General features: G+C 62.9%; 24 protein-coding genes and 1 tRNA gene. 10 read left to right on the top strand and 15 right to left on the bottom strand.

Annotated elements, in window-relative coordinates:
• Positions 1-13 precede the first annotated feature (13 nt).
• The gene (gene folE / locus ECTHA_RS0103890) at positions 14-577 is read right to left on the bottom strand and encodes a GTP cyclohydrolase I FolE (RefSeq protein ID WP_238625057.1); all 564 of its coding nucleotides are present in this window, start codon (positions 575-577) and stop codon (positions 14-16) included.
• A gap of 291 nt (positions 578-868) precedes the next feature.
• Between folE and ECTHA_RS0103895 the strand changes: the two genes are divergently transcribed.
• The 7 genes from ECTHA_RS0103895 to ECTHA_RS0103925 all read left to right on the top strand — a co-directional run bounded on the left by ECTHA_RS0103895 (position 869) and on the right by ECTHA_RS0103925 (position 6840).
• The gene (locus tag ECTHA_RS0103895; RefSeq protein ID WP_025281276.1) at positions 869-2212 is read left to right on the top strand and encodes an NAD(P)/FAD-dependent oxidoreductase; all 1344 of its coding nucleotides are present in this window, start codon (positions 869-871) and stop codon (positions 2210-2212) included.
• Positions 2209-3018, top strand: a complete 810-nt coding sequence (locus ECTHA_RS0103900; RefSeq protein ID WP_419398031.1) for a DUF1365 domain-containing protein — start codon at positions 2209-2211, stop codon at positions 3016-3018. Before ECTHA_RS0103895 ends, ECTHA_RS0103900 begins: the two co-directional genes overlap by 4 nt.
• Positions 3018-4247, top strand: coding sequence for an SAM-dependent methyltransferase (locus ECTHA_RS0103905; protein ID WP_025281274.1), 1230 nt, complete (start codon positions 3018-3020; stop codon positions 4245-4247). The genes ECTHA_RS0103900 and ECTHA_RS0103905 overlap by 1 nt, the downstream gene beginning before the upstream one ends.
• 32 nt (positions 4248-4279) lie before the next feature.
• Positions 4280-4762, top strand: coding sequence for a DUF3833 domain-containing protein (locus ECTHA_RS0103910; RefSeq protein WP_025281273.1), 483 nt, complete (start codon positions 4280-4282; stop codon positions 4760-4762).
• Positions 4763-5008: 246 nt separating this feature from the next.
• Positions 5009-5311, top strand: coding sequence for a high-potential iron-sulfur protein (locus tag ECTHA_RS0103915; RefSeq protein WP_025280967.1), 303 nt, complete (start codon positions 5009-5011; stop codon positions 5309-5311).
• Positions 5312-5410: 99 nt separating this feature from the next.
• Positions 5411-5953: a DUF7931 domain-containing protein gene (locus ECTHA_RS0103920; protein ID WP_128571854.1), complete on the top strand. Its 543-nt coding sequence runs from the start codon at positions 5411-5413 to the stop codon at positions 5951-5953.
• A gap of 77 nt (positions 5954-6030) precedes the next feature.
• A complete protein-coding gene (locus ECTHA_RS0103925; RefSeq protein WP_025280965.1) occupies positions 6031-6840 on the top strand; it encodes a proteasome-type protease in 810 nt (269 codons plus the stop codon).
• A 39-nt stretch (positions 6841-6879) separates the two neighbouring features.
• On the opposite strand, the gene ECTHA_RS0103930 is transcribed toward ECTHA_RS0103925, so the two are convergent.
• From ECTHA_RS0103930 to ECTHA_RS0103940, 3 genes are all read right to left on the bottom strand, one after another.
• Positions 6880-7830: an alpha-E domain-containing protein gene (locus ECTHA_RS0103930; RefSeq protein WP_025280964.1), complete on the bottom strand. Its 951-nt coding sequence runs from the start codon at positions 7828-7830 to the stop codon at positions 6880-6882.
• A 4-nt stretch (positions 7831-7834) separates the two neighbouring features.
• Positions 7835-9289 carry a circularly permuted type 2 ATP-grasp protein gene (locus ECTHA_RS0103935; protein ID WP_025280963.1) on the bottom strand — a complete coding sequence of 485 codons (1455 nt, stop codon included), beginning with the start codon at positions 9287-9289 and terminating at the stop codon, positions 7835-7837.
• 65 nt (positions 9290-9354) lie between these two features.
• Positions 9355-10032 carry a class I SAM-dependent methyltransferase gene (locus ECTHA_RS0103940; protein WP_025280962.1) on the bottom strand — a complete coding sequence of 226 codons (678 nt, stop codon included), beginning with the start codon at positions 10030-10032 and terminating at the stop codon, positions 9355-9357.
• Positions 10033-10167: 135 nt separating this feature from the next.
• Here ECTHA_RS0103940 and ECTHA_RS0103945 point away from each other — a divergent pair, with 135 nt between their 5' ends.
• Positions 10168-11127, top strand: a complete 960-nt coding sequence (locus tag ECTHA_RS0103945; RefSeq protein WP_025280961.1) for a hydrolase — start codon at positions 10168-10170, stop codon at positions 11125-11127.
• Between the two features lie 90 nt (positions 11128-11217).
• Positions 11218-12618 carry an alanine/glycine:cation symporter family protein gene (locus ECTHA_RS17045; protein WP_025280960.1) on the top strand — a complete coding sequence of 467 codons (1401 nt, stop codon included), beginning with the start codon at positions 11218-11220 and terminating at the stop codon, positions 12616-12618.
• Positions 12619-12701: 83 nt separating this feature from the next.
• On the opposite strand, the gene ECTHA_RS0103955 is transcribed toward ECTHA_RS17045, so the two are convergent.
• Positions 12702-12896, bottom strand: a complete 195-nt coding sequence (locus tag ECTHA_RS0103955) for a hypothetical protein (RefSeq protein ID WP_025280959.1) — start codon at positions 12894-12896, stop codon at positions 12702-12704.
• A 267-nt stretch (positions 12897-13163) separates the two neighbouring features.
• Between ECTHA_RS0103955 and ECTHA_RS17050 the strand changes: the two genes are divergently transcribed.
• Positions 13164-13562, top strand: coding sequence for a cytochrome b5 domain-containing protein (locus ECTHA_RS17050; RefSeq protein ID WP_084306700.1), 399 nt, complete (start codon positions 13164-13166; stop codon positions 13560-13562).
• Between the two features lie 41 nt (positions 13563-13603).
• Here the strand turns inward: ECTHA_RS17050 and pnp are convergent, their stop codons facing one another.
• The 10 genes from pnp to nuoN form a co-directional block, all read right to left on the bottom strand.
• Positions 13604-15694: a polyribonucleotide nucleotidyltransferase gene (pnp, locus tag ECTHA_RS0103965; RefSeq protein ID WP_025280957.1), complete on the bottom strand. Its 2091-nt coding sequence runs from the start codon at positions 15692-15694 to the stop codon at positions 13604-13606.
• Positions 15695-15749: 55 nt separating this feature from the next.
• Positions 15750-16019 carry a 30S ribosomal protein S15 gene (gene rpsO, locus ECTHA_RS0103970; RefSeq protein WP_025280956.1) on the bottom strand — a complete coding sequence of 90 codons (270 nt, stop codon included), beginning with the start codon at positions 16017-16019 and terminating at the stop codon, positions 15750-15752.
• A 135-nt stretch (positions 16020-16154) separates the two neighbouring features.
• A complete protein-coding gene (truB, locus tag ECTHA_RS0103975; protein WP_025280955.1) occupies positions 16155-17075 on the bottom strand; it encodes a tRNA pseudouridine(55) synthase TruB in 921 nt (306 codons plus the stop codon).
• A complete protein-coding gene (gene rbfA / locus ECTHA_RS0103980; RefSeq protein ID WP_025280954.1) occupies positions 17072-17467 on the bottom strand; it encodes a 30S ribosome-binding factor RbfA in 396 nt (131 codons plus the stop codon). Before rbfA ends, truB begins: the two co-directional genes overlap by 4 nt.
• 63 nt (positions 17468-17530) lie before the next feature.
• Positions 17531-20251: a translation initiation factor IF-2 gene (gene infB / locus ECTHA_RS0103985; RefSeq protein ID WP_025280953.1), complete on the bottom strand. Its 2721-nt coding sequence runs from the start codon at positions 20249-20251 to the stop codon at positions 17531-17533.
• 92 nt (positions 20252-20343) lie between these two features.
• Complete coding sequence (nusA, locus tag ECTHA_RS0103990; protein ID WP_025280952.1) at positions 20344-21849, bottom strand: transcription termination factor NusA; 1506 nt, start codon at positions 21847-21849, stop codon at positions 20344-20346.
• 131 nt (positions 21850-21980) lie between these two features.
• Positions 21981-22427: a ribosome maturation factor RimP gene (gene rimP, locus ECTHA_RS0103995; RefSeq protein ID WP_026623521.1), complete on the bottom strand. Its 447-nt coding sequence runs from the start codon at positions 22425-22427 to the stop codon at positions 21981-21983.
• A 176-nt stretch (positions 22428-22603) separates the two neighbouring features.
• Positions 22604-22680 (bottom strand) — tRNA-Met (locus tag ECTHA_RS0104000).
• 67 nt (positions 22681-22747) lie between these two features.
• Positions 22748-23104, bottom strand: a complete 357-nt coding sequence (locus ECTHA_RS0104005) for a DUF2818 family protein (protein WP_025280950.1) — start codon at positions 23102-23104, stop codon at positions 22748-22750.
• Positions 23105-23163: 59 nt separating this feature from the next.
• A complete protein-coding gene (gene nuoN / locus ECTHA_RS0104010) occupies positions 23164-24609 on the bottom strand; it encodes an NADH-quinone oxidoreductase subunit NuoN (protein WP_025280949.1) in 1446 nt (481 codons plus the stop codon).
• Positions 24610-24625 lie beyond the last annotated feature (16 nt).

Below are 24625 nucleotides of genomic sequence, written 5' to 3' on the forward strand. Positions count from 1 at the left end.
ACCCGAAACCTCCTCAATGGCTGCGGCGGATCAGTTCCAGGAACTCCGAGCGGGTGCGGGCGTCGTCCCGGAAATTACCCAGCATCACCGAGGTGAGCATGGCGGAATTCTGCTTTTCCACCCCACGCATCATCATGCACATGTGCCTGGCCTCGGCCACCACGCCCACGCCCCGCGCGCCGGTGACGTCCATCACTGCCTGGGCGATCTCCCGGGTCAGGCTCTCCTGGATCTGCAGGCGCCGAGCGAACATGTCCACGATGCGGGCAATCTTTGACAGGCCGATCACCTTGCCATCGGGGATATAGGCCACATGGCACTTGCCGATGATGGGCAGCAAATGATGCTCGCAGAGCGAATACAGTTCGATGTCCTTGACCAGCACCATTTCATCGCTGTCGGAGGCGAACAGCGCCCCGTTCACCAATTCTTCAAGGGACTGATGATAGCCACTGGTGAGGTATTGCATGGCCTTGGCGGCCCTGAGTGGCGTGCCCTGGAGCCCCTCGCGACCCGGGTCCTCCCCCAGCCCTTCGAGCATCAGCCGATAGTGTTCGGCAAGTTCATCAGCCGACATGGGCTCATGAGCCTCCACCGGCTCCTTGCCCCCGGCAATCTTCGTGACCGTCTTTGTCATGGCCTTTTCTCCGTGCAGGTGACAGCATGTATGTTGGACCGTTCCATCCTCTCATGACCGCGGCGGCGCAACCCTGTCCCGCAGCGCTCTTGTCCCGGGTCTTGCCACCATCGTATGGTCACGATCTTGAGCACTCGATTGAAAAGCAGCGCTCTCAAAAACCTTGTACAATAAAAATCAAAGCTTGTACAGTTAATGTATAAGTATCCTTTTCAGGACTAGGGGAATCACATGGCTCGCGAACGCATCGCCGTCATCGGCGCAGGGATCTCGGGACTGGCCAGCGCCTGGCTGCTGTCACGACACTATGATGTGACAGTATTCGAGAAGAATGATTACATCGGCGGCCACACCAACACCGTCGATGTCCCCGGGGATCAGGGCCCGCGCGGGGTGGATACCGGATTCATGGTCTTCAATCACCGCAACTATCCCCACCTCAAGGCCCTGTTCGCCCATCTGGGCATTGAGTCGCAACCCACCGATATGTCCTTCTCGGCCTCCGTGGGCGGCGGTCGGCTGGAGTACGCGGGTTCGGACCTGAATACCCTGTTCGCCCAGCGGCGCAATCTGTTCAACCCCCGGTTCCTGCGCATGCTGCGGGACATCCTCCGGTTCAACCGCACCGGCAAGGCCCTGCTCCAGAGTGGCGACGTGCCCCAGGTGACGCTGGGCGGGTACCTGATTCAGGAACGTTACGGCCCAGGTTTTCGCGATGATTACCTGCTGCCCATGGCGGCTGCGATCTGGTCCTGCCCCACCCACCGCATGCTGGATTTCCCCCTGGAGTCCTTCCTCAACTTCTTCTCCAACCATGGGCTCCTGGACCTGGCCGACCGCCCCCAGTGGCACACGGTCAAGGGGGGCAGTCGCGAGTACGTCCGGCAAATGCTCAAGGCCCTGCCCGAAGGCGTGCATGCGAATCGTCGGGTCGTGGCCGTCCAGCGTCAGGAGGGGCAGATACGGGTGATCACCGATGACCAGGGAGAACACGCGTTCGACCAGGTGGTGTTCGGCTGCCACGCCGATGAAGTGCTGGGCATGCTGGAGGATCCCACCGAGGCCGAATCCCGGATTTTGCAGTGCTTCACCTACCAGCCCAACCGCACCCTGCTGCATACCGACGTGCGCCTGATGCCGCGCATGAAGCGGGTATGGTCATCATGGAACTACATGGCCCGACAGCGTACCGCCGATTCCCCGGCCAATGCCGTCTCGGTCACCTACTGGATGAACCGGCTACAGGCCCTGGATGAATCCAGGGACTACCTGGTGAGCCTCAACCCGCTGATCGAGCCGCGGGAGGAGACCATCATCCGGGAGATCCGCTACCATCACCCGGTGTTCGACCAGCGCGCCATGGAGGCCCAGAAGCAGCTCCCGGAGTTGCAGGGTGCCGACCGCATCTGGTTCTGTGGCGCCTGGACGGGATACGGCTTCCACGAGGACGGCCTGCGCTCGGCCATTCAGATCGCCGGACGCCTGGGCGTCTCACCGCCCTGGAGCATCCCCCGCGAGGCCACCGGTTACGAGGCGGCGCAACCAGCTGGCGCGGTCGGAACGGAGGCGTCATGAGCCTTCCCGAAGGAGACCCCGGAGCCCCCATGGGCCTGGCGGACATGGAGGATGGACGCCTTTACCGCACCCGGGTCATGCACCGGCGGCTGTTTCCCGTGGATTACCGCTTCGTCTACCGGGTCTTCAGCCTGGTGGTGGACGTGGACCGGCTAAACGCCCTGGATCGACGACTCCGGCTGTTGTCGGTGAACCGATTCAACCTCCTGAGCCTGGATGATCGCGACCATGGCGCCCGCGACGGCACCCCGCTGCGCCCCTGGGCAGAAACGCAACTGGCCCAGGCGGGCGTGGACCTGGAGGGTGGTCGCATTTTCCTGCTGGCATTCCCACGGGTGTTGGGCTACGTCTTCAATCCCCTGAGCCTTTTCTACTGCCTGCACCGGGACGGCAGCCTGCGGGCCATCATCTGCGAAGTGAGCAATACCCTCGGGGATTGTCATCACTATGTCCTCCACAACGGGGATCAACCCCTGGACTGGCCGGTGCGTGCCAGCCAGGACAAGCACTTCTACGTCTCCCCCTTCATCGAGATGGATGCACGCTATCAGTTCCGGCTGTCGGAACCGGGACAGGGTCTGAGTGTTCTCATCCATGAATATCAGCAGTCCAAACTCATGCTGGCCGCCAGCCAGACAGGTCATGCACGTCCACTCAGTGACCGCGAGCTGCTCAAGGCCGTGGCCACCATGCCCCTGATGACCTTCAAGGTGATCTTCGGCATTCACTGGCAGGCCCTGAAGATCTGGTGGAAAGGCGGCAAGTACTACAGCAAGCCCAGCTCATCCTCAGAGGAGATGAACTGATGTCCGTGGAACAGACACCCACCCAGCCCCGTACCCTGGGCGCCCGCACCGGCGGCTTTGCCATGCGTTTTCTGCTACGGCGGCTGCGGGGCCTGCACTCGGGGGAGTTGCGGGTGATCGGCCCCGATGGCAGCGAACATCGGGTTCAGGGCACGCACCCCGGTGGCTGTGGCACCATCCGGATCCACCGCCCGGGCGTCCTGCTGCGGCGCCTGCTGTCCCGGGGCCTGGTGGGCCTGGGTGAGGGCTATATGGTGGGAGACTGGGACACGCCGGACCTGCAGGCCCTGCTGGCCATGGGGTCGGTCAATCAGGAATATATCCGCAGTCTGGTCTACAGCGCCTTCTGGTCACGGGTGGCAGATTTCCTTCGCCACCAGTTCCGCGCCAACAGCCGCGATGGCAGCCGCCGCAACATCTCGTTCCACTACGACCTGGGCAACGATTTCTACCGCCTGTGGCTGGACGAGACCATGACCTACTCCTGCGCCCTGCTGGAGAAGGAAGATGAACCCCTGGAGGCCGCCCAGCAACGCAAGTACGCCCGCCTGCTGGAACACCTGGACGCGGCTCCCGGTTCACACATCCTGGAAATCGGCTGTGGCTGGGGCGGCTTTGCCGAATACGCCGCCCGCCAGGGCCACCGGGTGACCGGTGTCACCCTCTCCCGGGAGCAGCTGGACTATGCCCAGGCACGGCTGGAGGCGGCGGGCCTGGCCGACCGCGTGGATCTGCGCCTGCAGGACTACCGGGATGTGAGCGAACAATTTGACCACGTGGTGTCCATCGAGATGTTCGAGGCGGTGGGCGAGCGCTGGTGGCCCACCTGGTTCGAGACGGTACGCAAAAGCCTCAAGCCCGGAGGCCGTGCCGCCGTGCAGGTGATCACCATTGACGAGGGTGCCTTCGGCTATTACCGCCGCGCCGCAGATTTCATTCAACTGTATATCTTCCCCGGCGGCATGCTGCCCACGGTGGATATCTTCAGCGAATGCGCGGACAAGGCCGGGCTGGCCCTTCGTCACCGAGAATTTCATGGAGAGCATTATGCCCGCACCCTGGACCGCTGGTACCAGCGGGTTCAGGAACAATCCAGCGCGATTCTCTCCCTGGGCTCCTATGACGAGCGCTTTTTGCGCACCTGGGAGTTCTACCTGGCCTATTGCGAGGCGGGCTTCCGCTCCCGCAACACGGATCTGATGCACGCCGTGCTGGAAGCGCCCGCCTGATGATTCAGTCGCCGTCACCCTGGAGGTGAGCCATGAAGATCGAGGCATTCAAAGACCGCAAGCCCACCCTTGACCTGGAGGCCTATTTCGATGGTCAGGTGAAGGCCTGGGGCCTGTTTCAGGATCGATTTGGCACGGTGCATCGCCAGTTCACCGTGGACATCCTGGGACATGTGGAGGGAGATGAGTTGGTGCTGGAAGAGGATTTCGTCTACGACGATGGCGAGAAGGATCGACGCGTCTGGCGTCTCAAGCGCCTGGATGCCCAGCACTACGAGGGTCGCGCCGACGATGTGGAGGGGGCAGCCAAGGGCAAGCTCTGCGGACAGGCCTTCAATTTCACCTATGTCCTGCGCCTGCCCATCAGCGGTCGTATCTGGCGGGTGAATTTCGACGACTGGATGTTCATGCACGAGGACGGCGTGCTGGTGAACCGCGCGGTGATGAGCAAGTTCGGCATCCGCTTGGGCGAGGTGACACTGTTCTTTCGTCGGAGTGACGACAACACGAGTTGACGAATCCCTCTCCAGAGGGGCCGCCATCCGGGTAACGATTTTCCCGTCAAGACTAGCCCTCAGGCGCCGTTTATTGGATACTTACCAGAATAAAGATAAGGCCATCGGGAATGATTTTTATCAGTGACCGAAGGCTGACAGCAAGACGGGCCCAGCCCGCTTAATCGGGATCACCGGATGATCAGGGCAGAGAACCCCGCGCCGGCCCCCGTTGATATCATCGCGAGACGCTAGGAGTAAAAGAGAATGAAGAAGCAAGACCTTAGCCGTAGAAGCTTCCTGAAGTTCGGTGTCGCCGGCCTGGTGGCCGTGCCGGTCGCCGGCTTGGGCTGGACCACCACTGCCGCAGCCGCCGAGCGCCTGGATCCCGAATCTGCCGAGGCCCAGGCCCTGCAGTACGTGCACCAGTCCGAAGTTGAAGGTCAGTACTGCTCCAACTGCCTGCTGTACAACGATCCCAGCCAGGAAGAGTGGGGCCCCTGCGCCGTATTCCCCGGCAAGGTCGTGGCCGCCGACGGCTGGTGCACCGCCTGGGTTGCCCGCGGCTGATCCAGTCCCGGATGATCGATCCGCAGCAGCGCCCACTTTCGGTGGGCCTGTTGCTCAAGACCCGCCCCGTGCGGGTCTTATCGTTTGGAGGCCTCCATCATGTACACCACCTCCGCTCAACCCCTGATGGAACACCCGGAACGCTATCTGCTCGGCCGCACCGACGGCGATATCACACTGGAGACGCCCGATCAGCTGTGCCTGGCCGTGCAACGCATGGCGGAACAGGGCCGGCGCAGCCTCTGGGTCACCAGCCGGCACCTGGATCCGGCGATCTTCGACACCCCGGCGGTGGTGGAACCCATCTCCCGGCTGGCTCGTAGCAGTCGCCACGCGGACATCCGCATCCTGATCCAGGACAGCGACCCGCTGCGAGGTACAACCCACCGCCTCATCGCCCTGGCCCAGCGCCTGAGTAGCCGCATTCAGGTCCGCCGCATGAGTGAAAAGGATCGGCGCTCCGTCGCTGAAGCCTTTCTCGTTGCCGACCGCCAGGGCCTCATTCATCAACCCCAGGCCCTGCGCTATCAGGCAGTGGTGAATTTCCACGCCCCCCGGCGGTGCAAGCTCATGGGTGAGCAATTCATCACCTACTGGGATGCGAGCGAACCGGATCCCCATTTGCGGCGGCTGCACCTGTGATTAAGCCCCTTGGCATTGACGCCCGGTGCAACCCCCTCCTACTATGCCTTACCGCCGCTCAGGAACCACATCCCTCAATGACCTATTGCCTTGCCATCACCATGGACGCCGGGCTGGTGTTTGCCTCGGACTCACGCACCAACGCCGGTGCCGATCAGGTGAGCACCTACAGCAAGATGCACACCTTCGAAGTGGAGGAGGATCGTGTCTTCGTTTTACTCGCCGCCGGAAACCTGGCCACCACCCAGGCGGTACTGGCGCGCCTCAAGCGCGACATCGAGGACAGCGCGGAGGAGAGCCTGCACACCGTGCGGGGCATGTCCGACGCGGCGGAATACCTGGGCCGGGTGAACCGTGAAGAGCAGGAAAAACACGGGGAGGCCCTCACCAAGGCCGGATTCCGGGCCGATGCCTCTTTCATCATCGGCGGGCAGTTTGCCGGACAGGAACCGGAGATCTACCTGGTCTACCCCCAGGGCAATTTCATCACGGCCTCGTCCCATACGCGCTTCCTGCAGATCGGCGAGAGCAAGTACGGCAAACCCATTCTGGATCGCATCATCAGCCCCGAAGGCAGCCTGGGTGACGCGGCGCGCTGCGCCCTGGTATCCATAGACTCCACCATGCGTTCCAATGTGACCGTGGGCCCTCCCATCGAGGTGATTGTCTACGAACGCGACAGCCTGACCTTCGAGCATTATCTGTGCCTGGAGGCGGATGATGACTATCTCACCGATCTGAAGCGGTCCTGGGACGACAACATCAAGGCCGCCTTCCGGGACCTGCCCCGCTTTGACTGGGAGGCTGCTCGCGGACGCAAACGCCGCGGCACGGAAGTCACCGTCAACCGCCGCAGTACGCGCAAACCTTCCAAAAAAACCGGCTAAGCACGCCGGCTTGAGGGTGCCAGACCCGGATGCCGGGTCTCAGGCCGCCTTGTCCAGGCGGAACCAGGTCTCCGCCACCAGGCCATGCAGTTCCGCCATCTCCTTTTGCAGGTCATCAATGAACCGATGCAACTCCTTGGGCTCCAGCAGCTTGTCCACCTGGGAGTCCACGGCATGGCGCTTCACCTGCATGGCCATGCGCAGGGGGATGTCATTACGGGGCAGGTTGGCCAGACTGTGTTCCACCTCCGCCAGGGCATGACTGATGGAACGGGGAAATTCCGGATCCTGCACCAGGAAGCGCAGCACATCGGTCGCGTTGACCCGCCGGCGCACATGCTGACGGTACATCTGGAAGGCGCTCAACGACTTGAGGATGTTGATCCACAGCAGTCCCTCGAAGGGCGAGGCGTCCTCGTCCGCATCTTTCCCACGCGAGAGCAACCCCACGGCGCCCACATCCAGCAGACGTGACGTCATGTCCGCCCGTTCCAGATTGCGCCCAGCCTTGATCAGATCATAGGCGTGGTCGTGGCTCATGGTGCCCGCCAGCATCCCGGTGATCTGCTGACAGCGGCTGCGAATCTGGGACAGGTAGCGATAGCGCCCCCGCTTGCCCTCCCCCGCATCCAGATTGAAGCGGGCGTAGAGATGCAGTTCGTTCACCGTTTCCCACACCTCGGTGGGCACCCGATCCCGCGTGGTACGCACATTCTCCCGGGCGCTGGTCAGGGCATTGAGGATCGATCCCGGGTTGGCGGGGTCACCCAGGAGGAACTTGACCACATTGGCCTCGTTGTACTCGGAGTAGCGCTCCTCGAATATCGCATCACTGCCCGTGATGGACACCAGCCCGGCCCAGGACACCCGGGTTTGATAGGGCATGTCCAGGGCCAGATGGTTGAAGGCGGTGACCATACGGGCCGTGTTTTCGGTCCGCTCGATATAGCGGGCCATCCAGTAAAGCCGTTCTGCGACGCGTGAAAGCATGTATTCAGTCCCGGGTATCCGTGTCAACGATCCAGGTGTCCTTGCTGCCACCCCCTTGAGAGGAGTTCACCACCAGGGAACCCTTGCGCAGGGCGACCCGTGTGAGCCCCCCTGCGGTCACATCCGTGCGCACCCCCTGGAGCACGAAGGGGCGAAGATCCAGATGCCGGGGCTCCAGGTGCCCGTCACACAGCGTGGGTGACGTGGACAGCTTGAGGGTGGGCTGGGCGATGTAATTACGCGGATCGCGCTTGATGAGTTCGGCAAACTCCTCCAGCTGGGTGGGCGTGGCGTGGGGGCCGATGATCATCCCGTACCCTCCCGACTCGTTGGCCGGTTTGACCACCAGTTGGTCCAGATTGGCCAGCACGTGTTCCCGCTCCTTGTCGTCCATGCACAGGTAGGTGGGCACGTTGGGCAGGATGGGGTCTTCGTCCAGATAGTAACGGATCATCTTGGGCACGAAGGCGTACACCACCTTGTCGTCGGCCACACCGGCACCCGGTGCATTCACCAGGGCCACGTTACCGGCACGCCAGGCCCGCATCACTCCGGGCACGCCCAGCATGGATTCGGGGCTGAAGGCCTCCGGATCCAGGAACAGGTCGTCAATGCGACGATAGATCACGTCCACTCGTTCCAGACCATCGATGGTGCGCATGTACACGCAGTCATCATCGCAGACCACCAGGTCTGCCCCCTCCACCAACTCTGCGCCCATGCGCTGGGCCAGATAGGCGTGCTCGAAGTACGCGGAGTTGTAGATACCCGGCGTCAGTACCACCACCTCGGGATAATCCAGGGGGCGGGGCGAAAGGCTGGCCAGCATGTCAAAGAGCTGGGAGGGGTATTCATCCACGGGCTGGATGCTGTAGTTCTCGAACAGCTCCGGAAACACCCGCTTGGTGACCTGACGATTCTCCAGCATATACGACACGCCCGAGGGCACCCGCAGGTTGTCCTCCAGCACATAGAAGCTGCCATCGGCATCGCGCACCAGGTCGGAACCACAGATATGCGCCCATACCCCATGGGTGGGCTGGATACCCCGGCATTGCTCGCGGAAGTTGCGGGACTGGGCCAGGACCTCGGCCGGGAAAATCTTGTCCTTGACGATGCGCTGCTCGTTGTAGATGTCGTTGATGAACATGTTCAACGCTGTGAGGCGCTGGCGCAGCCCGGCTTCCACGCGGCTCCATTCGGTCCGCGGGATGATCCGGGGGATGATGTCGAAGGGCCAGGCCCGATCAATGTTGCCACCTTCCGTATACACCGTGAAGCTGATGCCCATCTCCATGATGGCATGCTCGGCGGCCTGCTTGCGCTCGTGTATCTCGGCGTCACCGAGGGATCGCAGATAATCGGTCAGGGTCTGGGCGGCCGGGCGTGAGATGCCCGGGGCACTGATGAGTTCATCGTAAAATCCATTGGGGTCGTACGCCTTCCAGTCGATGCTCATAAGGGACTCTTGAGTGGGTGGGTCCGTCGTCCCCAGCGGGGACGGCGAGCAGATAGCAATCGGGATCAGCCGGGCTGGTCCGCCGCGCGAGGCGTCAATGGCTGCTCCGGCTCCGCCAGGGGCGCCTCGCCATTTCGGTAATGCACCAGCTTCCAGTAACCGAACAGGTTGGTCTTGTGCACGCCCACGCGGTTGAGCCCGGGAAGTTCGGGCAGGCTATCCAGCTCCATGTCGGGCCTGAAACCCACCAGGCGCGACAGGGGCCGCAGGGCCCGCTCCACCCGGCGCACCACGGGGTGACTGGAGGCGAAGTGGTTGATCACCAGCACATCCCCACCAGGGACACACACACGCTGCATCTCCCGCATGAGCTTGTCGGGATTGGGCACCACGGAGGCTACATACATGGCCACGACACAGTCAAAACTGTCGTCGGCGAACGCCAGGCACTCGGCGTCCATCTCCAGGAGCGCCTCCACCTGTTTGAGCTGCCCCTCCTCGGCACGTTCCTTGGCGATCTGCAGCATGTCGGGGCTCACATCGATCCCCACCACCCGGGCATCCTCCCGGTAATCGGGCAGGGACAGCCCGGTGCCGACTCCCACCTCCAGGACGCGTGGCGCCGGTTCCGCGTTTACCATTTCCATCGCCAGGCGTCGGCCACCCGCGAAGATCGGGCCGAACACGGCGTCGTAATATCTCGCATAGCGCCGATAGGCGCTCTTGATCGAGGAGAGATCCATGAGATGCTTCCAATATGGGAGTATGCACCTGTTTTAACGACTAGTGTCGTCACTTTCAAGTGACCCGCTCGATAAAACGACCATTCACCGGGGGGCAACGACCGCCCCCCGAGCCCGACCGAGAAACCAACGACCATGATCACGCAGGCCGATTTTCATCCGGCATTCTGGTTGCGGGGCAGTCATGTGCAAACCATCCTGCCCAACCTTTTGCGCCCTCGTCATTCGATCCCGTTGCGCCGTGAGCGCATGGAACTGCCTGATGGCGATTTTCTTGATCTGGACTGGGCGCCCAACGTGGACGGCCCGTTGGTGATCCTGTTTCACGGCCTGGAGGGATCCAGTCGCTCCCCCTATGCTGCGGGGCTGATGCACCGGCTGCACGACCAGGGCTTTCAGGCCCTGACCATGCACTTTCGTGGCTGCGGCGGCGAACCCAACCGTTTGCCCCGCAGCTATTTTGCCGGCGACACCGGTGACATGGCCTGGGTGGTGGAACAACTGACCCGGCGGTTTCCCGAACGGCCGGTGGCGGCCATCGGCGTCTCCCTCGGCGGCAATGCCCTGCTGAAATGGCTGGGCGAAACGGGCAACGCCAGTCCCCTGACGGCGGCGGTGGCCATCTCCGTGCCCTTCGACCTGGACAAGGCCGCACGGCGTATGGAAAAAGGCCTGTCTCGCGTGTACCAGGGCTACCTGGTGGGGCGACTGAAGCGCTCCACCCAGGCCAAATGCAGCCGCATGGTCCTTCCCATCGACTGCGACAGTCTGTCAGGCTTGCGCACCTTTCGGGAGTTCGACGACGCCGTCACCGCCCGGCTGCACGGCTTCAAGGATGTGGACGACTACTACGGGCACTGCAGTTGCCGGCAGTACCTGCGTGGCATCCAGGTCCCCACACTGATCCTGCATGCGATGGATGACCCCTTCATGACCCCGGATGTCATCCCCACCGAAGCGGAGCTGTCGTCTTCCGTAAACCTGGAACTGGCTCGCCACGGGGGGCATGTGGGTTTCGTGGAGGGCCGGGGCAGCTACTGGCTGGAGCGCCGCGTGCCTCATTGGTTGCAAGGCAGCCTGGCTGCGGGTGCTTGAGAGTTCATGAGCAACCGTTAAACTGTCGTTGAGGTTGGTCAAGAAAAGCAAACGCAATCACCACCCGCCCGACAGGGGAGACACACCATGATGCAGGGACTTCTTGCGGTCAACGATTGGGTCAACAACATTGTCTGGGGCCCTCCCTTCATGATCCTGCTGGTGGGCACGGGGCTTTACCTCACCATCCGGCTTGGCTTCTTTCAGTTCACCCATCTCTTCTTCGCCTGGCGACGCACGTTCGGCACCCTCTTCCGCCGCGACCAGAAGGTGGAGAAGGGTGCCATCACACCCTTCCAGGCAGTCACCTCTGCCATGGCGGCCACCATCGGTGTGGGCAACATCGCCGGGGTGGCCACAGCCATCGCCCTTGGCGGGCCGGGGGCCGTGTTCTGGATGTGGATCGTCGCCCTGGTGGGCATGGCCACCAAGCTGGCCGAGGCCACCCTGGGTCTCAAATACCGCCAGGTGGAATCGGACGGTCGGGTCTCGGGCGGGGTCTTCTATTACATCGAGTACGGCCTGGGCAAGAAATGGAAATGGCTGGCCCTGCTCTATGCCTTCCTGGCGGGCCTGGCGGCCTTTGGCATCGGCAACATGGTGCAGGCCAACACCATGGCTCACGCCCTGGAGACCAGCATGGGCGTGCCCAACTGGGTGACGGGTCTGGTGGTCATGTTCTTCGTCGGCCTGGTCACCCTGGGGGGCATCAAGCGCATCGCCGTGACCGCCGAGCGCATCGTGCCCACGATGGCCCTGATCTATGTCATCGGCGCCATCGGCATCCTGGTGAGCTTTTACGACCAGATCCCCGGGGCATTTGCGCAGATCTTCGCGGGCGCCTTCACACCCGCCTCTGCCATCGGCGGTTTTGCCGGTGCCACCGTGGCGGGCGCCATTCGCTATGGCATTGCACGGGGCATCTTCTCCAACGAGGCGGGCCTGGGCTCAGCCTCCATCGTCCACGCCCAGGCCCGCAACAAGCCCTATGCGCAGGGTCTTTGGGGGATGTGGGAGGTCTTCATCGACACCCTGGTGGTGTGCACCATGACGGCCCTGGTGATCCTGGTCACCGGCGTCATCCAGACCGGCCAGACCGGTGCCGAGCTCACCAGCAGCGCCTTCGCCAGCGGCCTGCCGGGCCTGGGTGGCTGGATCGTCCTGATGGCCATCGTGCTGTTCTCCTACACCACCATGCTCACCTGGAACTTCTACGGCGAGAAGAGTTGGGAGTACGCCTTCGGCAAGCGGGTGATCCTGCCCTACCGGATCATCTTCGTGGGCTTTCTGTTCCTTGGGGCCATCGGCGGGCTGACCACCGTATGGGATGTTTCCGACACCCTCAACGGCCTGATGGCAGCGCCCAACCTGATCGCCCTGGTGCTGCTGGCCGGCGTGCTGGCCAAGGAGAAGGTTCAGTACATGAAGGAAGAACGCGAGAAAGCCATGGCGGCCCGGAAGGGGTCGGATGGCGGCAAGGGTGGCGGGTAAGGCAAACCTGACCCCTGCCTGCTCCCCACGGGCCTTCCATCAAGGCTTTGCAGGGAGCAGGCAGGGTGGCTTGCGCGTTCGCCTCAGTCGCTGGAGGTCTCGGCCTCACTGCCCGGACCCCAGGCAAAGATCCCCAGACCCACCACAATCACCAGCAGGGCAGGACTCAGGTAACCGATGACCCCCAGGCCACTCATCTCCAGCGGGATATTGCCCGCTCGCATCAACAGCCAGATCAGACCCACCAGAAATACACCGATACCGATACCGATTCGCACGTGTGCAACCTCATTGCCGGGGCAGCGCCCTCGGCGCCGCCGTTCAGGACGGATGTCATCTGACCCAGGATGCTAGCTGAGAACATCGGCGTGCGCGAATCAAGCCCGCTTCGTGATTGTCCGGGATCATTGAATCACCCCTTCCAGCGAGGCCGGTTTCTATTCACTTGCGGGTCCGATCCCTTATGTTATGGGAGTGGTGCACCGCGTCGTGGTGACGCCCGCTGCTCCCATCTCCTGACACTCTTCCGCCCAAAGGATGATTCCATGCCCTCGACCCGCTTCGTCCCGCTCCTCTCTCCCCGTCAATGGGGGCTGGCTGCGTTCCTCGGGACGGCACTGCTCGCCTCCCCTCTTGCATCGATGGCCGATGAGGCGGACGAGGCACTGCCGGTGATCACTCAGGAGGAACTGGCGCGACATGATCAACCGGAGGATTGCTGGAAGGCGATTCATGGCAAGGTGTATGACATCACCGACTATCTGCCACGCCACCCGGGCCCTCCCGCGCTGGTACTGCACTGGTGCGGGCAGGAGTCCACGGAGGCCTGGGAGACCAAGGGCTACGGCATGCCGCACAGCGACGCGGCAGGGATCCTGCTGGAAGATTATCTGATTGGTATTCTTGAGGAGGAGGAGGCGTCGGCAGATCGCCAGCAGGACTGAACGTCGGGGGCGTCACGCCCCTCCCCCGCTGGCGGGAAAACCTACTCGCCCTGACCCACGGCCTTCATGCTCAGGCGGATACGGCCCTGCTTGTCCACTTCCAGCACCTTGACCTTGACCGTCTCCCCTTCCTTCACCTTGTCCGACACACTCTCCACACGTTCTTCCGAGATCTGGGAGATATGCACCAGGCCGTCACGGCCGGGCAGGATGGTGACAAAGGCGCCGAAGTCCATGATCTTGGCGACACGACCCTCGTAGACCCGGCCCACTTCCACATCGGCGGTGATCTCCTCGATGCGGCGCTTGGCCTCCTCGCCGGCTTCCTTGTCCACCGAGGCGATCTTGATCACACCGGAATCGTCGATATCGATGGTGGCACCGGTTTCCTCGGTGAGGGCACGGATGGTGGCGCCACCCTTGCCGATCACGTCCCGGATCTTCTCCGGATTGATGCGCAGGGTGATGAAACGCGGCGCATAGGCGGACATTTCACCGCGCGGCGTGGTAATGACCTTGCCCATCTCCTTGAGGATATGCAGTCGGCCTTCGCGGGCCTGACCCAGGGCCTTTTCCATGATCTCGCGGGTGATACCATCGATCTTGATGTCCATCTGCAGCGCAGTGACGCCGTCTTCCGTACCGGCCACCTTGAAGTCCATGTCGCCCAGGTGATCCTCGTCCCCGAGGATGTCGGACAGCACCGCAAAGCGGTCCTGTTCCTTGATCAGGCCCATGGCGATACCGGCCACTGGCGCCTTCAGGGGCACGCCAGCATCCATCAGCGCCAGGCTGGTGCCGCAGACCGAAGCCATGGAACTGGATCCATTGGATTCTGTGATCTCCGAGACCACCCGCAGCACATAGGGGAAGTCCTCGTCTGCCGGCATCACACCCTGAACACCCCGCTTGGCCAGACGGCCATGCCCAATCTCGCGGCGCTTGGGCGTGCCCACCATGCCGGTCTCGCCGGTGCAGTAGGGAGGGAAGTTGTAATGCAGCATGAAGCGCTCGCGGCGCTCGCCCTCGATGGCATCGATGATCTGGGAATCCCGATCCGTGCCCAGGGTCGCGGTGACGATGGCCTGGGTTTCACCCCGTGTGAACAGTGCCGAGCCGTGAGTGCGGGGCAACACGCCCACGCGCACACCAATCGGGCGCACGGTGGTGGTGTCGCGACCGTCGATGCGTGGCTTACCGTCCAGAACCAGGTTGCGCACAATGCGCTTCTCGATGTCGTGGAAGACCGCCTTGATCTCTTCGGCTTCGGGGGAGCCCTCCTCGCCATCGGCGAGACGGGCCTTCACCTCATCGCGCAATTCCTTGATGCGCGCGGTCCGCTCCTGCTTTTCGGCGATCTGGTAGGCAGCGGTCAAATCCGACAGACAGGCCTCTTCCACGCGCGTGCGCAGGTCCTTGTCCTCTTCCGGCGGCTGCCAGTCCCAGGCAGGCTTGCCGGCTTCGGCGGCCAGTTCGCGAATGGCGTTGATGGCCACCTGCATCTGCTCGTGACCGTACATCACGGCGCCCAGCATGACCTCTTCAGAAAGCTCGGTCGCCTCAGACTCCACCATGATGACGGCATTTTGGGTACCGGCCACCACCAGATCCAGCTGGGAATCCTTCAGCGGGGTGATGTCGGGGTTCAGCAGGTATTCGCCATCCTGATAACCCACCCGGGCAGCGCCGATGGGGCCGGCGAACGGCATGCCCGACAGGGCCACCGCAGCGGAGGCTCCCAGCAGGGCCGGGATATCCGGGTCCACTTCCGGGTTCAGCGACATGACCGTCGCCACCACCTGCACCTCATTGGTGAAGCCCTTGGGAAACAGCGGCCGCAGGGGGCGGTCGATCAAGCGACAGGTCAAGGTTTCCTTTTCGGAGGGACGCCCCTCGCGCTTGAAGAAACCGCCGGGGATACGCCCTGCTGCGTAGGTCCGCTCCTGATAGTTGACCGTCAGGGGGAAGAAATCGCGCCCCGGGACGGCCTCCTTGCGGCCTACGGCCGTTACCAGCACCACGGTACCGGCCACATCCACCATGACGGCGCCCGTGGCCTGACGGGCGATCTCGCCGGTTTCGAGGGTGACGGTATGCTGACCGTACTGGAACGACTTGGTAATTGACGGCACGTTGTATCCCGGTTGGCTTGTTCTGAGTGGACTCGGCAAGGACGTTGCCGGGTACTTAGCGGCGCAGACCCAGGCTGCTGACCAGATCCTGATAGCGCTGCTGATCCTTGCTCTTGAGATAGTCGAGCAGCTTCCGGCGCTGGTTGACCATCTTCAACAGACCACGGCGGGAATGATGATCTTTCTTGTGCGTGGAGAAGTGCCCCATCAGGTGCTGGATACGCGCGGACAACAGGGCCACCTGGACTTCCGGGGAACCGGTGTCGGCGGCATCGCGCTTGTACTTCTCAACGATCTCGGACTTCACTTCACTGCTCAGGGACATTCTTGAAAACTCCTGGGATGGGATCCGGCCAAACGGGGCCGCTGCATTCTTTTCTGAAGGCTCGCGATTCTATCATGCCCCCCCTTTTCAGAACAGGGGCTTGTAGGCGCCAGCCATCGTGTCATACGCGTAGGGTCAGGTCGGCTGGACGATCAGCCGCTTGGGGGCCACCCGGCCATCATCCAGCAGGCGCCCCACCCCCAGGAAGCGATCCTTGGGGCCATATAGCCGCAAGTGACCCCGATGCATCAGGCCAGGCACGAACACCGCCTGCCCCTGCCCCAGGTAAAAGGCACTATCGGCGTCCAGTGTGACCGCCGGCCAGTGCACCAGCGCCTCATCCAGGGGCCTCAAGGCCTCATCCAGTGCCTCGGGGCCCTGTTCTGCCAGGGCCTCGATTTGCTCGAGGGTGACCATCTGCGGATCTTCGAAAGGCGTCAGGCCGATGCGTCGCAGGGCGATGACGTGGGCCCCGCAACCCAGGGCCTCCCCGATATCCTCCACCAGGGTACGGATATAGGTCCCCTTGGAGCACACCACGTCCAGGGTCAGGGTATCGTCATCATGGGCCAGGCAGCGCAGGTCATGGATGGTCACCGGTCGGGGAGGACGCTCCACTTCCTGCCCCTTGCGGGCCAGATCGTACAGCCGCTGGCCCTGGTGCTTGAGCGCTGAATACATGGGCGGGATCTGCTCGATGGGCCCGCGAAACCGGTCCAGGACCGACTCGATCTGCGCCCCATCCAGGGCAGGGACGGCCCGGGTTTCGATCACTTCACCCTCGGCGTCGCCGGTCAGGGTTTTCTGCCCCAGACGGCACACGGCGTGGTAGCGCTTGTCGGCATCCAGCAAAAACCCGGAAACCTTGGTGGCCTCGCCAAAGCACAGGGGCAACAGGCCGGTGGCCAGGGGATCCAGGCTGCCGGTATGGCCGGCCTTGCGGGCCCGAAAGAGGTACTTCACCCGCTGCAGGGCCTGATTGGAGGTGTACCCCTGAGGCTTGTCCAGCAGGATCAGGCCGTGGACGTCACGGCGCTGGATTTTCGGTTTGCTCATTGAGGATCTTTGTCGTCGGAGGCATCCGGATGGCGCGCGCGGTCACTGGCCACCGCCTCATCAATGAGGGCCGACAGTCGGGCCCCCTTTTCCTGGGTATCATCATAGCGAAAATGCAGTTCCGGCACGGTGCGGATGCGCATCCGCCGACCCAGTTCTCGCCGCAGGAACCCGGCCGCCTGACGCAACCCCTGGGTGGTTCCCTCGATGGCGTCCTGATCCCCCAGCACGGTGAAGAAGACCTTGGCATGGGCCAGATCACGACTCACCTCCACCCCCGAGAGGGTCAGCATGCCCACACGGGGATCCTTGACCTGCTCGCGGATCAGTTCGGCCAGCTCCCGCTGGATCTGGTCGCCCACGCGTTGTGAACGGGAAAAATCTTTGGGCATGTCAAAAACCCCGGGCGTTGGATGCCATGGCGTGACGTCGGTTCATGTGGCGTGTCCCCGACTTCAGAGGGACCGCGCCACCTCGACCCGATGGTAGACCTCGATCTGGTCGCCGGGCTTCACATCATTGTAGTTCTTCACGGCGATACCGCACTCGGTACCGGTCTTGACCTCGTTGACGTCATCCTTGAAGCGACGCAGGGACTCCAGCTCACCCTCATAGACGACCACGTTGTCACGCAGCACGCGGATGGGATTGCCCCGGCGCACACTGCCTTCGATGACCAGGCAGCCGGCTACCGCGCCAAACTGGGAGGACTTGAACACATCCCGAACCTGGGCCAGACCGATGATCTCCTCGCGCATCTCCGGCGACAACAGTCCGGAGAGGGCCTGCTTCACATCGTCAATGGCTTCGTAGATCACGCTGTAGTAACGCAGGTCCACATCCATGTCGCTGGCGGCCTTGCGAGCCCCGGCATCGGCCCGCACGTTGAAGCCGATGATGATGGCACTGGAGGCCGTGGCCAGGTTCACGTCGGATTCGGTGATACCCCCCACGCCGGCGGACACGATCTTGACCTTCACCTCGTCGGTGGAGAGTTTCTCCAACGAGTCGCGCAAGGCTTCTGCAGAGCCCTGAACATCGGCCTTCAACAGAATGTTGACCACCGAGGCAGCCCCTTCCTGCATCTGACTGAACAGGTTCTCCAGCTTGGCAGCCTGCTGGGTGGCCAGCTTGGATTCGCGGAACTTGCCCTGCCGGAACAGGGCCACTTCACGGGCCTTGCGCTCGTCCTGAACCACCAGCATGTCATCGCCAGCGTTGGGCACGCCCGACAGACCCAGCACCTCCACCGGCATGGAGGGTCCGGCAGATTTCACCGGCTTGCCGTTCTCGTCGAACATGGCCCGCACGCGACCGAACTCCTGGCCGGTGAGGATGACGTCGCCCTTCTCCAGGGTGCCGGACTGGATCAGCAGTGTCGCCACGGCGCCCCGGCCCTTGTCCAGCTTGGATTCCACCACCACGCCACGGGCCTGCCCATGTTGATGGGCCTTGAGTTCCATGAGTTCAGCCTGCAACTGGATGGCCTCCAGCAGGCGGTCGATCCCCTCGCCGGACTTGGCGGAGACGTGCACGAACTGCGTCTCGCCACCCCACTCTTCCGAGATGACGTTGTGCTGCGCCAGTTCGCTCTTCACCCGTTCCGGATCGGCTTCCGGCTTGTCGATCTTGTTGACCGCCACCACGATGGGCACCTCGCCCGCCTGGGCGTGCTGGATGGCTTCCAGGGTCTGCGGCATCACGCCGTCATCCGCCGCCACCACCAGGACCACCACGTCGGTGACCTTGGCACCGCGGGCACGCATGGAGGTGAAGGCCGCGTGGCCCGGGGTGTCCAGGAAAGTGACACCTGCGCGGTTCTTGAAGGGCACATGATAGGCACCAATATGCTGGGTAATGCCTCCGGCCTCGCCTTCGGCCACCTGGGTCAGTCGGATGTAGTCCAGCAAAGAGGTCTTGCCGTGGTCCACATGCCCCATCACGGTGACCACCGGGGGACGGAGCACGGCTTCGCCAGCCTGCTCGACTTCCAGGGAGAGCTCCTCTTCCACCTCGGCTTCCTGCATGGGCTTGGCGATATGCCCCATCTCCTCCACCACGAGGGTGGCGGTGTCCTGATCAATGGACTGGTTGATGGTGGCCATCACGCCCATACCCATGAGCGTCTTGATCAGCTCAGGCGCCTTGATGGCCATCTTCTGGGCCAGTTCGCCAACGGTCATGGTCTCGGGGATGGCAACCTCACGCACCACGGGTGCCGTTGGCTTTTCAAAACCGTGTTTGCTGGGCGTGACGGCAGCCGCTGCGCGGCCACCCTTGCCCTTGCCACGACGCCCCCGCTTGTCGCTGGAGACGTGCAGTTCCTCGCGCTTGGATTTGCCCGCATCTTCCCGTTCCTTGCCGCGACGACGCTTGCCACGGGGCTGATCGCCAGCGGGCGGCGGGGTGGCGGGCGCGGCCGGGGCGGCAGCAGGAGGTGCGGCGGCCGCGGCGGCCGCAGCGCGCACTTCGGCCTCGCGACGAGCGAGTTCCTCGGCAGCCTGACGGGTTTGCTGCTCGGCCTGCTGACGGGTTTCCTGTTCTGCCGCCTTGAGGACTTCGGCTTCAATCGCCTTGCGCTGCTCTTCCGCCTGGCGCGCCGCCTCTTCGGCCTGACGCTGTTCCTCGGCGGCGCGCTCTGCGGCGCGCGCCTCGGCTTCGGCCTGTTCCTGCTCGGCCGTCTTGGCCTCCTCGACCACCGGGGCCTGTTCGGGCTCGGCCGGCTGTTCGGTGCGCGGTTTTGCGGGGGCCTCTGCCGTGGGCTCGACAGCCTGCGGCTGCGGAGATTCCGGTAGGGGCTCGGGCTTCCCTTCTGGCGGACCGGACTCGGCCACCGGAGCCGGGGCCTCAGGCTGTTCGGGCTCGGTGGCCCCGCCCTTGACGTAGGTGCGGCGCTTGCGCACTTCCACGCTGACGGTCTTGGCGCGCCCTTGGGCGCCGGCCACCTTCAACTCGGTCGTGCTGCGTCTACGTAGTGTGATACGTCGCCCCTGGCCATCCTCTTCGGACTTGCCATGGGCCTTTCGCAGGTGCTCGAGCAATTTGAACTTCTGCTCCTCGGTCACCATTTGATCGGGATCGGAGACGGACACACCCGCTTCGGAGAGCTGCTCAAGCAGCCGCTCCACGGGCGTTCCCACCATCTCTGACAACTGTTTCACCGTAACGTCGGTCATGTGCCGTTACCTCCGATCTGAATGCTTCCGCGGACCGGGCCCCGACCTTTGGCCTGGGGCGCGCGCACGGCAGGCGCGCTGGTCCTTCTTACTTACGCGTCTTTTGTCTGGTCCGCAAACCAGGGGGCACGAGCCGCCATGATCAGGCTGGCCGCCTGCTCCGGGTCGACCGATGCCTGTTCCACCAGGTCGTCCACCGATTGCTCGGCCAGGTCCTCCATGGTGCAGATTCCGCGAGCGGCCAGACGATGCGCCAACTCGGAGTCCATGCCCTCCATTTCCAGCAGGTCGGCCGCCGGCGCCCCACCCGTGTGCTGCTCCTCCGAGGCGATGGCCTTGGTCAGCAGGGCATCCCGGGCACGGCGACGCAGTTCCTCGACGATTTCCTCGTCGAACTCCTCGATCTGCATGATCTCGGCGGTGGGCACGTAGGCCACTTCATCAATGCTGGAAAAGCCTTCCTGCACCAGGATGGCAGCCACTTCCTCATCCACGTCCAGGCTGTCCATGAACATTTTCTGGAGTTCGGCCGTTTCGTGTTCGTTCTTCTCCACGGCCTGCTTTTCGCTCATCACGTTCAATTCCCACCCCGTGAGTTGCGATGCCAGACGAACGTTCTGACCGCCACGACCGATGGCCTGGGAAAGCTTCTCCTCGGCCACGGCGATGTCCATGCTGTTGCGGTCCTCGTCCACCACAATGGACAGCACCTCCGCCGGCGACATGGCGTTGATGACGAACTGGGCAGGGTTCTCGTTCCAGAGAATGATATCGATACGCTCACCGGCCAGTTCGTTGGACACGGACTGCACCCGGGAGCCACGCATACCCACGCAGGCACCCACCGGGTCCAGGCGAGGGTCGTGGGAGCGTACGGCGATCTTGGCGCGCATGCCCGGATCCCGGGCCGCCCCCATGATCTCGATCAAACCCTGCCCCACTTCCGGCACTTCCAGCTTGAACAGCTCCACCAGGAACTCGGGCACGGTGCGACTCACGAATAACTGCGGTCCCCGCTGCTCGGTACGCACCTCGCGCAGATAACCGCGCAGTCGGTCGTTGGGGCGCACCGTCTCCCGGGCGATCATCTCGTCACGGGGAATCAGGGCCTCGGCATTGCTCCCCAGGTCCAGAAACACGCCGTTGCGCTCGGAGCGCTTCACCGTGCCCATCACCAGTTCGCCCACGCGATCCTGAAACTCATCCACGACCTTGGCCCGCTCGGCCTCGCGCACTTTCTGCACAATGACCTGCTTGGCGGTCTGGGCAGCGATGCGACCGAACTCCACCGACTCGATGGGCTTTTCGATGTATTCGCCCACCTGAATGTCCGGGTGATCCTGAATCGCGTAGGAATAGAGGATTTGCCGCTCGGGGCTTTCGAACTCCGGGTCCTCGTCGTCCACCACGCACCAGCGACGGTAGGTCTCGTAGTCGCCGGTCTCCCGGTGAATACTGACGCGCACGTCGATCTCGCCGCCGTGCTTCTTGCGTGTGGCGGAGGCCAGAGCGGACTCAATGGCCTCAAAGATCACGCTCTTGTCGACGCCCTTCTCATTGGAGACGGCGTCCACCACCAGCAGGATTTCTTTGCTCATTCAAACGTCTCCACATGAATTGCCCCGGCGCGGCCTGCTCGGCGGCGTCCGGCTCACAGCGCCCGGTGATTGGCCACCATGACGACCTGGGGTGAATCCGACGCCGGACTCATCCGGCAAGATCCAGGCTTTCAGAAGCTGGGCACCAATCGTGCCCGGGAAACCGATTCCAGGGGGATGCGCACAGAGCCCTCGCCATCATCCAGGGCGAGCACCACCGTCTCATCCTCCACAGACTCGATCACGCCCTTGAAGTTGCGCTGGCCCTCCACGGGCCAGATGGTGCGGACCCGAACACGGGCACCCGGGTAACGCCGGTAATGGGCCGACTCGAAGAGCGGACGGTCCATGCCGGGCGAAGACACCTCCAGGCGATAGGGCACCGGTATGGGATCTTCCACGTCCAGCACGCCGCTCACCTGATCACTCACGGTGGCGCAGTCGTCCAGGGTGACGCCGTCCGGGCCGTCGATAAAGATCCTCAAAAAGGCACTGGTGCGCTGAACCCGATACTCCAGGCCCCACAACTCGTAACCGAGCCCCTCGACCACGGGACGAATCAGACGCGTCAATTCCAGGGAGTCCTGTCGCACATGCACCCCACAAACAAAAAATGGGCCCCAGGGCCCATTCGAGAACATCGCCGTAGCAGCAACCTTTCATCTGGCGCCCCCTGTCGGGTGCGCATGAAATAGACGCCAAGGACACTGCTGCGGCTAAGAAAAAGGCCCCAAGAGGGGCCTTTTACGGTACCTGGTAGCGGGGGCAGGATTCGAACCTGCGACCTTCGGGTTATGAGCCCGACGAGCTGCCAGACTGCTCCACCCCGCAACTGAGGCTGTGAATATTACGCATCTTTTCCAGGGACTGCAACCCCCGATTCACACTTTTCTTTAAATCAATCTGCCGTTTCCGAGGCAGCATGCGGTACCCGACTGCGACGGACCAGATGCTTGCGCAGATCGTGGCGGTAGATGAACCCCGGGAAGGCAGACACGGCGAACAGGGAGAGGGTAATGGCGTAGAACTGCCAACCCTGCCCGTGGACATTGCCGGTCATGTAGTTCTCCAGCGCCCAACCCAGTGCCAGGGCCACGCCATACAGGACACCCCATTCCGCGAACCGCCAACCCGGTGCCTTTCTGCCGCCGGGGGCAGAGAAGAAAAAGAACACCCTGTCGGTCATCCAGGGCAGGTTGGCCGCCAGGATCATGGCGCCCAGGTAAAACCATACAGCAATCTGCAACGTATCCATCAATCAGTTCCGGTTTTCCGTGAGTCCGGGCCCCGCGCGATGCGCGGGATTCGCACAGCCTATCTCGCGGCGGCCGTCAGGGCCATCAGCAGACCGGGGAAGATCCCCAGGCCGATGACCAGCAACCCGTTAATGGACAGCACCACGTTGATGCCGGTTCCCTGGGGCAACGGCGCCGTGTCCGTGGGCTTGTCAAAGTACATGTACTTGACCACCCGCAGGTAGTAGAAGGCACCGATCACCGACATGAGCACCGCAAACACCGCCAACCAGACGAACTCCACCTGCACCACCGACTGCAGCACCGCCAGCTTGGCATAGAAGCCCACGGTGGGTGGCACCCCGGCCATGGAAAACATCAGCAGAAGCATGATGAACGCGAACCAGGGACTGCGATCATTCAACCCCTTGAAGTCCTCGATATTGTCCGCCTCGAAGCCCTTGCGTGACAGGAACAGGACCATGCCGAAGGCACCCGCCGAGGTGATGGCGTACACGATCACATAGAACATCGCGGCGGCATAGCCCGCCTCGGTACCCGACATCAGCCCCATGACGATGAAACCCACATGGGCGATGGTCGAATAGGCGAACATACGCTTGATGTTGGTCTGAGCGATGGCCACGACGTTGCCCACCGCCAGGGAAAGCACCGCCAGGATCAGCAGCATGCCCTGCCAGTCGCCGTGCAAGGGCCCCAAGCCATCCACCAGCAGACGCATGGCGATGGCAAAACCGGCAATCTTGGGTGCGGCACCGATGAACAGCGTCACCGGCGTGGGCGCCCCATGATAGACATCGGGCAACCACATGTGGAATGGCACGGCCCCCAGCTTGAAGCCAAGGCCCACCACCACGAAGGCCAGGGCGAACACCAGGGCAATACCATGATCAGCCGAACCGGCTGCCGCGGCTACCACACCCTGGGTGACACCGGCGATATCCAGGGTGCCCGTGATCCCGTAGAGCAGCGACATGCCATAGAGCAACATGCCCGAGGCGATGGAACCCAGCACGAAGTACTTCATGGCCGACTCGGAGGCCACGGTCGAGTCCCGATCGAAGGCCACCAGGGCATAAAGGCAGAGAGCCAGGAGTTCCAGCCCCAGGTACAGGGTGAGCAGGCTGTGGGCGGAGATCATGATCAACATCCCCAGCACACCGAACAGGCCCAGCACATAGAACTCGCCCTTGTGCAGATTCCGACTCTGCAGGTAGGGCCTGGAATAGAGGAACACCGCCGCGGATATCAGCAGCACCACTGACTTGAGAAGATCCGACATGGGATCGGCCACAAAGCTGTCACTGAAGGTGAGCCGGGTCTCCGGGGCCGCCAGGATCACCGTGAGGGCAAAGGTGCCCAACAGCGTGAACTGGGTGAGCCCGTAGGTGATATCCCGACGCGCCTGGGGAATGAACAGATCCGCGACCAGGATGGCGCAAGCCATGCCCAGCAGGAACAGCTCGGGGATGATGGGAACGAAATCCGGTATCTCAAAGGTCATATCGGTATCCAGGAAC

Source organism: Ectothiorhodospira haloalkaliphila ATCC 51935 (genome assembly GCF_000633935.1).
Classification (GTDB): Bacteria; Pseudomonadota; Gammaproteobacteria; order Ectothiorhodospirales; family Ectothiorhodospiraceae; genus Ectothiorhodospira; species Ectothiorhodospira haloalkaliphila.